11 protein-coding genes and 4 tRNA genes are annotated in these 15,239 nt (G+C 39.5%); 6 read left to right on the top strand and 9 right to left on the bottom strand.

The genetic code is table 11. The features are described 5' to 3' along the window. Positions 1-82 precede the first annotated feature (82 nt). Positions 83-751, bottom strand: a complete 669-nt coding sequence (locus I5515_RS15655) for a fumarylacetoacetate hydrolase family protein (protein WP_320159798.1) — start codon at positions 749-751, stop codon at positions 83-85. 12 nt (positions 752-763) lie between these two features. Beyond that, positions 764-1,261, bottom strand: a complete 498-nt coding sequence (locus I5515_RS15650) for a YcxB family protein (protein ID WP_199968402.1) — start codon at positions 1,259-1,261, stop codon at positions 764-766. Positions 1,262-1,483: 222 nt separating this feature from the next. Between I5515_RS15650 and I5515_RS15645 the strand changes: the two genes are divergently transcribed. Beyond that, a complete protein-coding gene (locus I5515_RS15645; protein ID WP_199968396.1) occupies positions 1,484-2,176 on the top strand; it encodes a nitroreductase family protein in 693 nt (230 codons plus the stop codon). A gap of 116 nt (positions 2,177-2,292) precedes the next feature. On the opposite strand, the gene I5515_RS15640 is transcribed toward I5515_RS15645, so the two are convergent. Next, a tRNA-Arg gene (locus I5515_RS15640) sits at positions 2,293-2,369 on the bottom strand. A gap of 577 nt (positions 2,370-2,946) precedes the next feature. Between I5515_RS15640 and I5515_RS15635 the strand changes: the two genes are divergently transcribed. After that, positions 2,947-5,481: a beta strand repeat-containing protein gene (locus I5515_RS15635; protein ID WP_199968395.1), complete on the top strand. Its 2,535-nt coding sequence runs from the start codon at positions 2,947-2,949 to the stop codon at positions 5,479-5,481. 68 nt (positions 5,482-5,549) lie between these two features. Here the strand turns inward: I5515_RS15635 and I5515_RS15630 are convergent, their stop codons facing one another. The 4 genes from I5515_RS15630 to I5515_RS15615 all read right to left on the bottom strand — a co-directional run bounded on the left by I5515_RS15630 (position 5,550) and on the right by I5515_RS15615 (position 6,543). Then, positions 5,550-6,143: an HAD-IB family hydrolase gene (locus I5515_RS15630; RefSeq protein ID WP_199968394.1), complete on the bottom strand. Its 594-nt coding sequence runs from the start codon at positions 6,141-6,143 to the stop codon at positions 5,550-5,552. 108 nt (positions 6,144-6,251) lie between these two features. Beyond that, positions 6,252-6,328: transfer RNA gene (locus tag I5515_RS15625), tRNA-Arg, on the bottom strand. Positions 6,329-6,366: 38 nt separating this feature from the next. Then, positions 6,367-6,443 (bottom strand) — tRNA-Arg (locus I5515_RS15620). 9 nt (positions 6,444-6,452) lie between these two features. Further along, positions 6,453-6,543, bottom strand: a tRNA-Ser gene (locus I5515_RS15615). A 261-nt stretch (positions 6,544-6,804) separates the two neighbouring features. Here I5515_RS15615 and rnr point away from each other — a divergent pair. From rnr to I5515_RS15595, 4 genes are all read left to right on the top strand, one after another. Next, entirely contained in the window at positions 6,805-9,219 is a 2,415-nt protein-coding gene (gene rnr / locus I5515_RS15610) for a ribonuclease R (protein ID WP_199968393.1), read from the top strand. A gap of 134 nt (positions 9,220-9,353) precedes the next feature. Continuing rightward, on the top strand, positions 9,354-11,408 hold the full coding sequence (locus I5515_RS15605) for a M3 family metallopeptidase (protein ID WP_199968392.1): 2,055 nt from the start codon (positions 9,354-9,356) through the stop codon (positions 11,406-11,408). A 40-nt stretch (positions 11,409-11,448) separates the two neighbouring features. After that, positions 11,449-11,658, top strand: coding sequence for a YheV family putative zinc ribbon protein (locus I5515_RS15600; protein ID WP_199968391.1), 210 nt, complete (start codon positions 11,449-11,451; stop codon positions 11,656-11,658). Between the two features lie 11 nt (positions 11,659-11,669). After that, on the top strand, positions 11,670-12,095 hold the full coding sequence (locus I5515_RS15595) for a hypothetical protein (RefSeq protein WP_199968389.1): 426 nt from the start codon (positions 11,670-11,672) through the stop codon (positions 12,093-12,095). A 162-nt stretch (positions 12,096-12,257) separates the two neighbouring features. Here the strand turns inward: I5515_RS15595 and I5515_RS15590 are convergent, their stop codons facing one another. Continuing rightward, entirely contained in the window at positions 12,258-14,453 is a 2,196-nt protein-coding gene (locus tag I5515_RS15590; RefSeq protein WP_199968386.1) for a TRAP transporter large permease subunit, read from the bottom strand. Positions 14,454-14,630: 177 nt separating this feature from the next. Further along, positions 14,631-15,206, bottom strand: a complete 576-nt coding sequence (gene rrtA, locus I5515_RS15585; protein WP_199968384.1) for a rhombosortase — start codon at positions 15,204-15,206, stop codon at positions 14,631-14,633. Positions 15,207-15,239 lie beyond the last annotated feature (33 nt).

The raw sequence follows: 15,239 nt of genomic DNA, 5'->3' as shown, positions 1-15,239 counted from the left end.
ACCTCGTGTCCTAGAACCTCTAAATTATAAAAAACCCTATTATTAAAAAATAATAGGGTTAATAAATAAGTAGTTTAGCGAATTATGCTTTTACAAAAGTTTTCCACACAAAATCCTGTGTTGCACCTTTTAATGTCATTTTTAACTGATCACCCGAATGCAATGGCCCAACACCAGCAGGTGAGCCTGTCATAATCACATCACCCGGCTCGAGTGAAAAGACTTGATTAATATCAGTTAACAGATCGCCAATCGTAAACATTAATAGTGCAGTATTTCCATCCTGACGTAACTCGTCATTAATATGGAAAGTGAATTTGGTTTCTTGCCAATCTTTAATTTCGCTCACATCGACCCAGTCTGACAAAACACAAGCACCATCAAAAGCTTTTGCACGCTCCCATGGGTGACCTTTACTTTTCAGATCATTCTGTAAATCACGCATGGTTAAATCAAGACCTAAAGTCACCGCACCAATCGCTTTTAATGCTTTTTCAGGGTCTGTTTCACCCTTTAAAGGCTGGTCAATGCGTAAGACTAGTTCACACTCAAAATGACAACTGCCCCAAGCTGGATTCCATGAAATACCGTCATTTAAACCAATCAAGCTACTCGGTGGCTTAATAAATAATATCGGCTTATCAGGCATAGCATTATTTAATTCTTTGACATGATCGGCATAACTTCTGCCCACGCAAACGATTTTTGAAGGACGTGTATTCATTAGGCTTCCTTTGTTGTTGCGACTGATAATTCCAATAATTTATTTCTTAAATGTATTTTCAAATATAGTTTGATCTGAAACCTGTGCAAACGCTCGCTTTGGCACAATAATTACAGTTTTATTTTTTAGCTCTAGCATGTAAGTCAACTTACCTTTCGCAAAGGTTTGCACCTCTGCATATTGCATAACTTGCTTACGCCCATTAGCATAAAGCTCAAAATAATCCTGATATAGATCGATTCCCTGCTCACTCTTTCCAAACTGGTAACGAACAAATTGACGCTTAAATAACATTGGTAAAAGCCAATAACGCATTAAACCTTGCATTACCAGAAAAAATATACCTAAAGCGATATAATATCGACCAACCCCTGAAAGGCCTAAATAAAATCCCCAAATAATAATTGCAATACTAATCGCAGGTGTTAGAAAACGGGTAAATTGCTTTTTCCCAAACGTCACTAATGAAAATCCATCTTGTGACTCGTCTAAATTCAAATAGTAACGTAAAGATAAAGCTGTTTTTTGCTCGGTCATTGCACTGCATCAATACTCAATAAATCAAAACTATTAGAGCATATTCATTTCAGCTTTAAAATGAATCAAAGGCTATTTTTTGTTTTTGTTCAAAAGCCGAATATAGCTAGTACGACTTCATTCTTCGTTGCATATATAGAACATAGATTCATATTTTTTGAGCTTATTTCACTTTTAAAAATTTCTACAATAAGAGTATCACCCTTCTTAGTGGAATGTCTCATGTCTTTTTTTGCAAAATTATTTGGCTTAAATCAAAAAGCAACTGTCTCAAAAGATGTGGGCATACAAGCCACTCAAGAGGCCCCTTCTTTCAATGAAAAAAGTTTTTTAGAATTAATTAAAAATCGCCGTTCAATCTATTCAATTGGAAAAAATTTAGCACAATCTCCTATCGAGATTGAAAAACTTATTCAAGAAGCTGTAAAACATAGTCCATCTGCATTTAACTCCCAATCATCTCGTGCCGCAGTTTTATTTGGGCAATCACATCAAACTTTTTGGAATACTGTTTTAGAGGTTTTAAAAGATATTATTCCAGCGGAAGCAGTGTCTGGAACAGAGCAAAAAATCCAAAGCTTTGCAGCAGGTGTCGGCACAGTTTTATTCTATGAAGATAAAAATGTAATTAAAAGCTTACAAGAACAGTTTGAAACGTATGCCGATAATTTTCCAATTTGGTCTGAACATTCAACAGCAATTGCACAATTTGCTGTTTGGAATGTGTTGGCGGAACAAGGCATTGGCGCTTCGTTGCAGCACTACAATCCAATTATTGATGAGAAAATTAATACTGCATTTAATATTCCAGCCGACTGGAAATTAAGAGCTCAGTTAGTTTTTGGATCTATTGAAGGTGAAGCAGGCGAAAAAGCTTTTATTGAAGATGAACATCGTTTTAAAACGTTCAGCTAATTTTTTAATCCCGTTTCTTTTTAAAACTGGTTGCTATAAGCGGCCAGTTTTTTTATTAAAAAGTATAAAATTAAGGCACAAAAAAACCGCTATATATAGCGGTTAATTCTTCAAGTTGGTGCGCTCAGAGAGATTCGAACTCCCGACCCCTTAGTTCGTAGCCAAGTGCTCTATCCAGCTGAGCTATGAGCGCGTACTTGATGTTGCGCATTATACGCACTTTTCCTAGCTTAGGAAGCCTTTTTTCATATTTCTGTCATCAACCGTCTAGTTCTTAGCCAGTATCCTACTTTCCATCAAATAGTCGATAAAATTACTGACGTTTTTCTCATCTAAGATGTATTTGAAATATTTTTTTTCAAATAAGTTTTATAGGCTTTTTGAAGTATTTGACCATATAACTAGAAGTTAAAGGCGACTATTTTAGTCAACATTATAGAAATAATATATTTCTAGTTGAGCTTTAGCATTATAAACCCAAATAAAATTCATCTAATATAATGCTTCAAATAAGTGAAAATATAAGAAAAATCTAATTAATTAAAAAAATATTATATAAAAACCATTATTATTTTTATGTCTAAATTAAATAAATTACTATTCCTCTAAATATTATTAGCATCAAAAATGTGACTAGAAATACACATTGACAGCTTTTGATATCTAACCAATACTAAATTCCAATTATTGAGATACAAATCTCATTAATTATGTAGCGCAATAAATAATACTTACTTAAAAATACATAATTATATAGGAAATAGACCAACATGTTTTTACTAACAAATCTCGTATCTTCGATCTCAAAAGTTACTCAAGGCTTGGGTAATGGCGTATCGGCAAATACCACTGTAAACACTGGCTCCTCTGTTGACGCACACGTTTCAACAGGCTTACTTTCAAATGTTCTTTCAACAGTAACTAATACCGTTAGTCACGTAACAACAGGTGTCGTTGGTACTGTAACTGGTACCGTCGGCTCAACAAATCCATTAGGAACAGTAACCAATGTTGTTGCTGGTATAACTAGTGGCCACCCACTTGAGACTGTTACTGGCGCTATCAGTGGTGTAACTGGTAGTAACCCTCTTGGCACAGTAACTAATGTTATTGGTGGTGTAACTGGTGCTATCGGTGGCGTGACGGGTGGTACTACTGGCGGCAACCCGCTTGGTACTGTTACCGATATTATCGGTGGTGTGACTGGTGGTGCTACCGGAAGTAACCCTCTTGGTGCAGTAACTAATATTATTGGTGGTGTAGTGGGTGGCGGAACTTCTCCACTTTCACCAGTAATTAACATTGTTCAAAGTGGTATTGATGTTCTTCAAGGTGTCGAAAGCCTAAAAACTGGAATTATTAATACAGGCATTAATACAGTTGCAGGCACCGTAGTGGGTGTACTTCCTCAAACTGAACATCCTGTTACTGATATTGCCCATCTTGGCACTTTAACTTTTGAAACTTCTCGTGACACAGTAAATGGTGCTTTAGAAACTGTTTCTAACTTAGTCGGTGGTGATATTTCAGGAGCGACCCACTCTGCAACAGGTATTATTGGAACATTGGTTCACAACGGTTCAACTGCGACTGGCATTTTAACTGACATTCTGGGTGGTGTGACTGGTGCTATCGGTGGTGTGACAGGCGGCACAACTGGTGGAAACCCACTTGGTACGGTTACTGATATTATCGGCGGCGTAACTAGTGCTATCGGCGGTGTGACAGGTGGCACAACTGGCGGCAATCCGCTTGGTACGGTTACTGATATTATCGGCGGTGTAACTGGCGCTATCGGTGGTGTGACAGGCGGTGCGACTGGTGGAAACCCACTTGGTACTGTTACTGATATTATTGGCGGCGTGACAGGTGGCATTATCGGCGGCGGTACATCTCCTCTTTCTCCAGTAGTTAATGTTGTTCAAAGTGGTATCGATGTCCTTCAGGGCGTTGAAAGCTTAAAAACCAGTATTATTAATACAGGCATTAATACAGTTGCAGGCACCGTAGTGGGTGTACTTCCTCAAACTGAACATCCTGTTACTGATATTGCCCATCTTGGCACTTTAACTTTTGAAACTTCTCGTGACACAGTAAATGGTGCTTTAGAAACTGTGTCTAACTTAGTCGGTGGTGATATTTCAGGAGCGACCCACTCTGCAACAGGTATTATTGGAACATTGGTTCACAACGGTTCAACTGCGACTGGTATTTTAACTGACATTCTGGGTGGTGTGACTGGTGCTATCGGTGGTGTAACTGGTGGTGCTACTGGCGGCAACCCTCTTGGTACTGTTACTGACATTATCGGCGGTATAACTGGCGGTGCTACTGGCGGCAACCCGCTTGGCACTGTTACTGACATTATCGGCGGTATAACTGGCGGTGCTACTGGCGGCAACCCGCTTGGCACTGTTACCGACATTATCGGCGGTGTAACTGGTGGTGTGACTGGCGGCAACCCGCTTGGTACCGTTACTGACATTATCGGTGGTGTGACGGGGGGCGTTATTGGTGGTGGCACATCACCTATTTCTCCAGTAGTTAACGTTGTGCAAAGTGGTATAGATGTCCTTCAGGGCGTTGAAAGCTTAAAAACCAGTATTATTAATACAGGAATTAATACGGTTGCAGACACTGTAGTAGGTGTACTTCCTCAAACTGAACATCCTGTTACTGATATTGCTCACCTTGGCACTCTAACTTTCGAAACCTCTCGCGACACTGTAAATGGTTCTCTGGAGGTTGTATCTGATTTAGTGGGTGGTAATATCCAAGGTGCAACTGATCATGCAACTGGTGTTATCAATACTCTTGTTCATAATGGCTCAACTGCGACTGGTATTTTAACTGACATTCTAGGTGGTGTGACTGGTACTATTGGCGGTGTAGCAGGTGGCCATAGTCCACTTGGTACAGTGACTGATATTATCGGCGGTGTAACAGGCGGTACTACTGGCGGCAACCCGCTTGGCACAGTTACCGACGTTATCGGTGGCTTAACTGGCAGTGTAGGTGGTGATAGCCCACTCGGTACAGTGACTGACATTATCGGTGGTGTAACGGGTGGTGCGACCGGCAGCAACCCTATTGGTATCGTAACTGATATCGTAGGTAGTTTAACTGGTGGTGTGACTGGTGCAAGCGGCTCAGACGTTATCTCTGGCTTATTAGATGGATTAACTAGCGGTAACTTAGGTGGAGTAACTTCTACAGTATCGAGTGTAACAAATACTGTTCATAGTTTAGTACCTCAGTCATTACTTACTGATCACTTCTTAGATAATTCTTTACATACTGTTTAATAAAGCTAAAGAAAGCCACGGATATAGTGGCTTTCTTTTTTATATATACTTTTAAGTATTAGTTAATATTAATTCACTTCTTGCCATTTATAATATTTCTTATGTGCCAACTCTAACATTGCACAATCATTAGGTGTATCGCCATAAGCATAAATTATAGAATATTGGCTTAAATCATATTTATTTTTAATTCTATTTACTTTTTCTAAATAACCACAATCACCATCAATAAAATCACCTGTCAAAATACCATTACGTATTTCAAGTTGATTACAGATAAGGTCTAAACCTAAAGACTGACACCAACTTTCCAAATAAACATTTAATGACGCAGATACAACAACGACCTGATCTCCCTGCTCTTTATGCCAGAGAATACGCTCCAATGCGTTTTCACGAACACATGTAGGAAGTACCTTTTTAGCAAACTCTTGTCCCATATCTTTTAGGGAGTTCGCATCATAACCAATATACCCTACTTGGCAGAGCTTAGTCCGAATGATTCTATCCGTTACCCATCCAAGCTTATAACCTGCAATATAAGGTGCAAGACGAATCCCGCCTATTATTTGGGTTTTTCTATTCAAAGAAAATTTAAGAAATAAGCTGAATGTATCGTTATGAGTAATCGTGCCGTCAAAATCGAATAAAGCTAGGTTCATTTATGATTATCTCTAATATAATTAAAAAGTTATAAATTTAGATTTTTTTTAAAATCACTAAAAAACAAGCACAAAAAAACCGCTATAAAAGCGGTTAATTCTTCAAGTTGGTGCGCTCAGAGAGATTCGAACTCCCGACCCCTTAGTTCGTAGCCAAGTGCTCTATCCAGCTGAGCTATGAGCGCGTAACTTGTGTGCCTTTCAGCGATTCGTTCTATTTACTTGGTGCGCTCAGAGAGATTCGAACTCCCGACCCCTTAGTTCGTAGCCAAGTGCTCTATCCAGCTGAGCTATGAGCGCATTAAGTAATGGCGGTGAGAGAGGGATTCGAACCCTCGATACCAGTAATAGGTATGCTTCCTTAGCAGGGAAGTGATTTCAGCCACTCATCCACCTCACCGGAACGAGCCGCCATAATACAAACTAAAACCACATTGTTCAAGTCATCATACTGAAATTTTCTTGTTTTTTAGTTCAATGAATTATTTTTTAAGCAATTTCCTCATTATTTTCGTCTTTTTCGATCAAACGCTTGTTAAGATAGATATTATTTCTTCATCAAAATACTGTAGTGCATAACACATTATTGCAAACCTAAACGTGCAGTTCGGGTCTGCATGGCTTATGCTAAACTTATCTGCCAAGCGTGAAACAAAACGACATGACAAAAAACTGGGCTGACCCTGAAGCGAAAGCTGAAGCTGAACGTTATGACAATCCTATTCCAAGCCGTACTCTTATTTTAGATACATTGGAGCAGGTGCAAACACCACAATCTCATGCAGAGCTTGTCGATCATTTTAATATTCATGACCAAAAAAGTATCGAAGCATTAAGTCATCGTTTAAGTGCTATGGTTCGTGATGGTCAAATCATGAAAGACGGTTTTAAATTTCAGTTGGTGGCAGATCAACCAACATATGAAGCAACTGTCTATATTAATAGTAAAGGTTTAGGTACAGCACATATTGATGGTCAAACTGACCTTTTACTTCCTGAACGTGAACTACGTTTAGTATTTAATGGTGACCGAGTTAGAGTGCGCCAGACTTCGGTAGACCGTAAAGGTAAACCTTGGGGCTTTATTACAGAAGTTTTGCAACATCGCGTCAAACAATTGATCGGTAAATTGTCAGTTCATGATGGCGAATATTTTATTCAACCCAACAATCCTAATCAGCACCAGCCTATTCCTTTGGAAAAAGAACTCGTAAAACATGCTGAAGCGAATGTTGGCGATATGCTACGTGTTGCAATTGATACTTATCCGACCCGCGAAGAGTTTTCAACGGCACATATTATTCAGTCTATGGCAGACAAAGCTGATACAGAAATTATCATTCCACAAACCATTCTTGAATTTGGTTTGCCATATGAGTTTCCAGATCAGGTATTAAAAGAAGCTGAAAGTTTTAAAGAGCCATCTGCTCAAGACCGTGAAGGCCGTATTAATTTAAGAGATTTAGCATTAGTTACAATTGATGGTGAAGATGCCCGAGATTTTGACGATGCAGTTTATGCAGAAAAACGTCCGGGTGGTGGTTACCGTGTTGTAGTCGCAATTGCCGACGTAAGCCATTATGTACGCTTAAACTCAGCCCTTAATGAAGAAGCTGAGGAACGAGGCACTTCAGTATATTTCCCACACTTTGTATTACCAATGCTACCAGAGGCATTGTCAAACGGCTTGTGCTCTCTGAACCCTCATGTAGACCGCTTATGTATGGTCTGTGACATTAAACTCTCTCGTACAGGCCGTGTAACTGGCTATGAGTTTTATCCATCGGTCATGCACTCAAAAGCGCGTTTGACCTACACACAAGTAGCACAATATTTTGAAGGCGCAACAGACGCGATTCCAAAAGATCGTGATGTTCATAAATCATTAAATACGCTTTTCCAACTTTATCAAATTTTGAAAAACTTGCGTGCCGACCGTCATGCAATGGAATTTGAAACCGTTGAAACGTACATGACTTTTGATGAGTTGGGTGGAATTAAAGAAATTTTGCCACGTACACGTAATGAAGCACATAAGCTTATTGAAGAATGCATGTTGCTTGCTAACGTCGCTGCGGCTGAATACGCGTTAGAAAACGATATTCCAATGTTATATCGCGTGCATGAAGCTCCTGAGTTTTCACGTATTCAAAAAGTGAAAGACTTTGTGAAATTGCTTGGTCTACCCTTCCCTGATCAGCCAACTCAAGCAGATTATCAAAGAGTTATTGAAGCCACCAAAGACCGCATAGATGCACCAAGTATTCATGCCGTTTTATTACGCTCAATGATGCAAGCTTATTATGGCGCAAAAAATGCGGGTCACTATGGTTTGGCATATGAAGCGTATACGCATTTCACTTCGCCAATCCGTCGTTACCCAGATTTATTGTTGCACCGTGCTATCAAGGCACACTTGAAACAAAAACCTTCTCCTCTCTCTGGTGCCGCACTAGATGATGCTGGTGAACATTTTTCTAAAACTGAACGTCGTGCAGATGAAGCTTCTCGTAGCGTAACGACTTGGTTGAAATGTCACTACATGCAACAGCATTTAGGCGAAGAGTTCATTGGTATTGTAAGTGCGGTAACCGAATTTGGTTTATTCGTAACTCTTAAAGACTTATACGTCGATGGTATGATCCATATTAGCCAACTCGGTGATGACTTCTTTATTTATGACCAAGCGAGTCAAAATCTTGTAGGTCAAAATCGGGGTCAGGTCTTTGGTTTAGGTGATGAAGTTAAAATTCAGGTTGCTGGCGTAAATCTTGAAGAACGCAAAATTGACTTCCAGCTACTTCAACAAGTCACACATGCAGGACGAGTCGTTCGTAGCCGAGCTCCACGTACAACGAAAACATCTCCACAGGCAACTGAAGAAGTTTTCAGTAAACCAACGAGTAGTGATGGCGAAAGACCTGTTCACAAAAAGAAAGAAAAAGCTAAGCCTAGTTCTTATACTAAAAAGCCTGGTAAAAAAACTTCTGCAAAAGCAGAAAGTAAACCAGAAAAAGTAAAGAAAAAGTCTAAGCCTAAAAAGAAAAAGGCAAATGCTAAATCAAAGGCTGAATAATTAAACAATAGATGTTGCCAACTTAGAAATAAGTCCCGATTTGGGACTTATTTCTTTTTAGAAAGCTTATTTTGCAAATTAAACTTGATTTCCGACCTGACAGGACCTACATCTAATACCATGTTTAAAAAATAATGTGGCTAACAGCAATGACTTTACAGCAAGCAACTTTACCAACTCCGCGTTTTGACGAAATTAAATTAGAAAATTTAAAACAAGACATCCAGCAGGCAATTCAAGCTGGTCAAGAGTTTTTAAATACACTTACAGCCGCACCAACTGACACAGCACAACAACTTGCCGTACTAGAACAAGTCGATGCGCTTGAAAATAATTTGAGTGAATCATGGGGCGTTTTATCACATTTAAATGCTGTGATGAGCAATGCTGAAACAAGAGAAGTTTATCAATCGTTATTACCAGCCTTAAGCGAATACTATACTCAGCTTGGTCAACACACGGCGCTCTATCAAACGTATCAGCATCTCCATGATGGTCAGGGCTATACGGCTCTTAGTCCAGCCCAACAAAGTGCTATTCGCCTCGCTTTACGTGATTTTAAACTTTCTGGTGTAGCTTTAGAGGGCGAAGAGAAAAAACGCTATGCAGATATTTCTGCTCGTCTTTCACAGCTTTCTTCTGACTTTTCTAATCACGTACTTGATGCAACACAAGCTTACTTTAAACCCCTTACAGAAGCTGAGCTAAAAGGTCTCCCTGAAAGTAATATTGAGCTATTAAAACAGTACGGCAAACAACGTGAATTTGACCAAGCCGTAGCAACACTAGATTTCCCAGCTTATTTTGCAATCATGACCTATGCAGATGACCGTTCATTGCGTGAAGAGCTTTATAGAGCTTATGTGACTCGTGCATCTGATCAGTCTGAACAAACTGAGTTTGATAACAGCAAAATTATGGATGAGATTTTGAGTCTTCGTCAGGAAATGGCGAAATTACTCGGTTTCAACAACTATGCTGAATATTCTCTTGCAAGCAAGATGGCACCCGATGTTAAAACAGTTCATGACTTTTTAGTTGATCTCGCTGAGCATGCCCGTGCTCCTGCACTTCAAGAAGTTGCTGAACTTCAAGATATTGCCAAACAAGATGGGGTTGATGAACTTAAACCTTGGGATAGCACTTACTATTCTGAAAAGCTTAAACAGCAACAATTCAACTTATCTCAAGAAGCATTAAAACCGTATTTCCCTGCCCCTAAAGTCATTCAGGGATTATTCCAGATCGTGCAGCGCTTATATGGTATTAATATCATCGAACGACAAGCACCAGTCTGGCATCCAGATGCACGTTACTTTGAATTAGAAGACCAAGGCCAAGTGATTGGTGGATTCTTCTTTGACATATATGCACGTACAGGCAAACGTGGTGGTGCATGGATGAATGGTTTCCGCTCACGCATGCAAACTGTTCATGGACTACAAAAGCCAATTTGCTACATGGTATGTAACTTCACTCCTCCAGTAGGTGATCAACCTGCTTTACTCACCCACGATGAAGTAATCACTTTATTCCATGAGTTTGGACATGGCTTACATCACATGCTAACCGAAGTAGATAATATCTCGGTTGCAGGCACTCACGGTGTCGCTTGGGATGCGGTAGAGCTACCAAGCCAGTTCATGGAGTTCTGGTCTTGGGATAAAGAAAGTTTAGATGTTTTAAGTGAACACATCGAGAGTAAACAAACCTTACCACAAGAGTTACTTGATGCTTTACTAAATGCTCGTTTCTTCCAGTCTGGCATGCAAACTCTACGTCAGCTTGAATTTGCGTTGTTTGATTTGACTATTCACACTAAAACACCTGCTTTGAATAATGAGCAAATTCAGCAGACCTTAGATGATATTCGTAAGCAGTATTCAGTTGTTCCAGCTGTGGACTACAATCGCTTCCAACATAGCTTCAGTCATATTTTTGCTGGTGGTTATGCGGCTGGATATTATTCTTACAAATGGGCAGAAGTCTTAGCGAGTGATGCATTCGATCGTTTTGAACACGAAGGTATTTTCAACACTCAAACGGGTAAAGAATTCCGTCAGGCTATTTTAGCTGTGGGCGGTAAAGACACTGCTCTTGAAGCATTTGTTAGTTTCCGTGGCCGTGAACCAAAAATTGATGCATTGTTACGTCATCAAGGTTGGACGAATGACAGTAAAACCGCTTAAACTATGGGCCTAAATTGATCGTGTGGTTAGGGTGATAAAGATGAAAAAACGTTTCATTGCTGGGGCTAAATGTCCAAAATGTGAAGCAACAGATCGGATTGTCATGCTAACCACCGCTGAAGACGAATGGATTGAATGTATCGAATGCGGCTATAGCGAAAATCGTCCGACTCATATAGATGAGCCTGAAGTACCTGCTGTACCTGATGAAGTTGGAGTAATACAGTTCAAGCCTCGTCGTCCTGACTAAAGGTCTTAGAGATGCCACTACAAAGAAAACAAAACTCAAAACTATTGTGGATTTTAATTGGGGGCTTAAGCATTCTTGTAGTGCTTTTTTTGGTTGCACAATGGTTTTTCAAAAAAACCGAGTCATCCGTACCAATGGTTGATCCTCAACCTGTTTCGACACCTGTTCCTACTAAAACCACTGATTCATCATCAGGTTCTGAACCGATCGCAGAGGCTACAAGCTCACAACAACTTGTGAATGAAGATCTGCTCAAACAGCCCGTACCTGCTCAGGAGTCTTTAGCAAAAGAGGAAGTGTCTAAACTCGATGACATCGATCGTCAATTGCAAGATCAAGAAAGTTCGTTAAAAGCTCAACATGCAGATGCAGATCAATTAACGAAACTCAAAGAAGAACAAGTTAAATTACTTGAAGCCCAGCTCAAAAATCAATAATTTTTCAATAGGAACTTAAAAAGCTAAAGTTATTCATTTTTAGCTTTTTATTCTCATTAAAATAATTCCAATCATCTTTTTCCCTAAATTTACTGAATTCTCTTACTAAAAAAGCCCTCCATTTAGGAAGGCTGTTTTGTAGGGTCGATACTCTAATTTAAGTTATTTATACCAACCAAATAGCTTAAATACGTATGGCACATAAGTTACCAATACTAAAGATGAGAACAAGACAATAATTGGTAGCAACCAGCGCTCATAACGGAAGTAGAAACTTGTATATTTCTCTTTTGCTTCCGCATCAGCAGCGTTAACTTCATCATCTCCGACGGACAACCGCGTGAGTAGATGGTTCAAGGCAACTGGTGGAGTTACATAACCAAATTCGAAGGCAACCAACACAATCATCCAGAAGTGAATTGGATGAATACCATTTTCGTATGCTACAGGTGCAATGGTTGCAGCAACTAAAATTACAGCACCGAATGGATCTGTACACATACCAATAATGGCAAGTAGCAGTGCAATACATGCCAGTGATATATAGATACTGCCTAAATGAGTCGGCAATAATTCAACCACTTCAGAACGTTCAATTAAACCACCAACACTTGCAGACAATGCCATCAAGATAATTAGTGCGCCAATATGACCTACAGTTTCTGAGGTCGCAAAACGAAGCGCACCACCAAAACCAAGACGGAATTGAGAACTATGTGGATCATGTGCACGAAGGAATGGTGATTTCTGTTCGTGTTCACGAACAATCGCCTCATGAATATTGATCGCAGGAGCTTCTTTTGGTGCCACCAATTTGTCGTACAAAATCATTGCGATCAGGACTAATGGTAAAATTACTGGTGCAGTAAATTCATTCATTCCTGTATCTAACGCATATTTATAAATTGCAAGAACAACAGCAGTGATCAAAATGTATGGAATGACAGGAACAAAGGCGCGCATCATGCCCGGAATCGCAACTTTCGGCGAATTCACACGGAATTTTTCTTCAGCCAATAGTAATGAAACACCCAAGAAAATAAATGCTGTTAACCAAAATACATAAACACCATGGCCAAACAACTCATCGGACGTTACATGACGGCTATCCAGCATCGCAATTAAAACGACCAGTAGACATGGGCGTACCACCACCCCTAAAGAACCTGACATTGCAGATACAGCTAACGCATATTGACGGCGAGCGCCCGCATTCCAGACTTCTTTATAAATAATTGCACCTGCTGCAATAACAAAAATACCTGACGCACCTGTATAAGCCGTTGGTACTGCAGCTGCAATTAGAATTAACCATGTTAAGGTTTCTGGTGCCAAATTCCATGGACGAAGCACATTAAGGAATAAATCCATAACACGTGTTTGAGTTAGAAGCATACCTGCCCAAATAAACAAGGCAAGGTTTAAGAAAATACCTGAAAACTCAACCAATAAACCAAGGTAAATCCCTTGCCCCATTGGATAATCCATAAAGAATGTAAATACTATGCCCGTAATCAAAGCCATATAAGCATATAAAGGCACACTTAGTAGGGCCAAGCCAATATTACCGCCTTCACGTTTAGGTGGAGGTGAAAAAAATAGTTGATAAAGACTAATTAAAGTCAGAACAACAAATAGAATCATCCATATCCAGTAAATAGTGACTGTTTCATAGGTAGGTGTCACCCCAGAATTGATAACTGAACGATACTGGCTAATTACAGAGAAACTGAGTAGAGCATTAGCAACCACCATAAAGATGGAATAGACTTTGTAATCTATTTTTGTTGCCGGATTACGTAAGCCAATATGGTGAAATTTTAACGATGCTGTAATCGCAGAAATCAGAACCATAAAAATTAGTAAAATTGCGCGATTTTCTGTACCAAATTTAAAAATACCAAAGAAACCTGTCTCGATGGCACGGTAAGTACGCACCCCTGGGTTAGCTTCTATATATTTAATTGTTTTGTCATACGCCTGATACTTCTCATCACATTGTTGCTGTGCTGCAAGTAGTGATGCACGGACATCACTTTCCGATGTTGCACCAAAGAAACTCGAAAAATCATCAGATGCATTCGCTTTCATTTGTTCTTTTACTTGAGCATCGATATTTGGGTGACGATCACAAGTCGGTTTTTCAGGTTCAGCACGCAAAAATGAATATTGCATGCCTATAGCAGGGTCACCATAAAGACGTTCCCCTATACGTAATAATTGTCCGTGGATCATTTCCCCGGTACCAATTATTAGAGTCATTAATAGCAGAATGAGGATGACGAATGTTGAGATCCATTCGTTCCATACATAACCCAATAGACCTAATCCAGATCTTTTTTCTTGATGTCCTTGCATAAGTATTCCAATTTTGTTCTCTCAAAAACCTGAAAACAGGAGCTTGAGTCATGCAATTTTCTTGGTCAGGGGTTTAATCCTTCCCCCTTCTACCAATCCCTTTATTCAACGATCAAATTTGCATCAAACTTTATTAATAAAGAATGACTAGAATCACTTTTTTAACAGTTTGTATTGTCAATATTTCTTTCTTAATCTTTGAGCAAGCCAATAGCATCCCCCAAAGATTGCACCACCAATTGCTCCATATAAGTGAGCTTCAGTTAAAACCGGACTTCCTATTAAGTGGGCTGTTCCTGTCTGCCCAAAGGTATTTTCCCATATCAGTTTTGCAATAATTAATCCTAAAACCAGAAAAGCAAAATTCCGTTCTTTACGATATTGCAAGTAAACTAAAGCAACTGCTGTATATAGCCCATGCAAAACACCTGACAAACCAGCATATGCCTCGATATAAGGTAAATGAAAATAGAAGATCAAACTAATGAACGGCGGCAAAAGGAAAAGTAGACTTAAAAGATGCCATGCTTTGGTATGCGGGAAGATAAACGGTAAACAGGCGAATGCCATCATATTTAAAAGGAAATGAATCCACCCAACGTGTACCCAATGTGCAGTCCATAAACGCCAGAATTCACCGAGTAAACTTTCGCGCCAATAAATAAAAGTATCAGGAAACACCTGTAAACAAGCAGACACAGAAATGCACACTGCGACCAAAAGCACTTTATGATTCAGTACATGATCCTTCATGACACACTCCTTGAAATTAAACTTCTTGCTACC

The organism is Acinetobacter calcoaceticus (assembly GCF_016508255.1).
GTDB classification, from domain to species: Bacteria; Pseudomonadota; Gammaproteobacteria; order Pseudomonadales; family Moraxellaceae; genus Acinetobacter; species Acinetobacter calcoaceticus_E.
Note: the sequence above shows the minus strand (reverse complement) of the source record. Positions and strands in the feature narration are given on the sequence as shown.

Bases quoted from the DNA above. Each gene is read 5' to 3' on its own strand.
- I5515_RS15600 (WP_199968391.1), top strand. From the start codon at position 11,449: ATGAAAAAACGTTTCATTGCTGGGGCTAAATGTCCAAAATGTGAAGCA.
- I5515_RS15590 (WP_199968386.1), bottom strand. From the start codon at position 14,453: ATGCAAGGACATCAAGAAAAAAGATCTGGATTAGGTCTATTGGGTTAT.
- rnr (WP_199968393.1), top strand. From the start codon at position 6,805: ATGACAAAAAACTGGGCTGACCCTGAAGCGAAAGCTGAAGCTGAACGT.
- I5515_RS15605 (WP_199968392.1), top strand. From the start codon at position 9,354: ATGTGGCTAACAGCAATGACTTTACAGCAAGCAACTTTACCAACTCCG.
- I5515_RS15635 (WP_199968395.1), top strand. From the start codon at position 2,947: ATGTTTTTACTAACAAATCTCGTATCTTCGATCTCAAAAGTTACTCAA.
- I5515_RS15650 (WP_199968402.1), bottom strand. From the start codon at position 1,261: ATGACCGAGCAAAAAACAGCTTTATCTTTACGTTACTATTTGAATTTA.
- rrtA (WP_199968384.1), bottom strand. From the start codon at position 15,206: ATGAAGGATCATGTACTGAATCATAAAGTGCTTTTGGTCGCAGTGTGC.
- I5515_RS15645 (WP_199968396.1), top strand. From the start codon at position 1,484: ATGTCTTTTTTTGCAAAATTATTTGGCTTAAATCAAAAAGCAACTGTC.
- I5515_RS15630 (WP_199968394.1), bottom strand. From the start codon at position 6,143: ATGAACCTAGCTTTATTCGATTTTGACGGCACGATTACTCATAACGAT.
- I5515_RS15595 (WP_199968389.1), top strand. From the start codon at position 11,670: ATGCCACTACAAAGAAAACAAAACTCAAAACTATTGTGGATTTTAATT.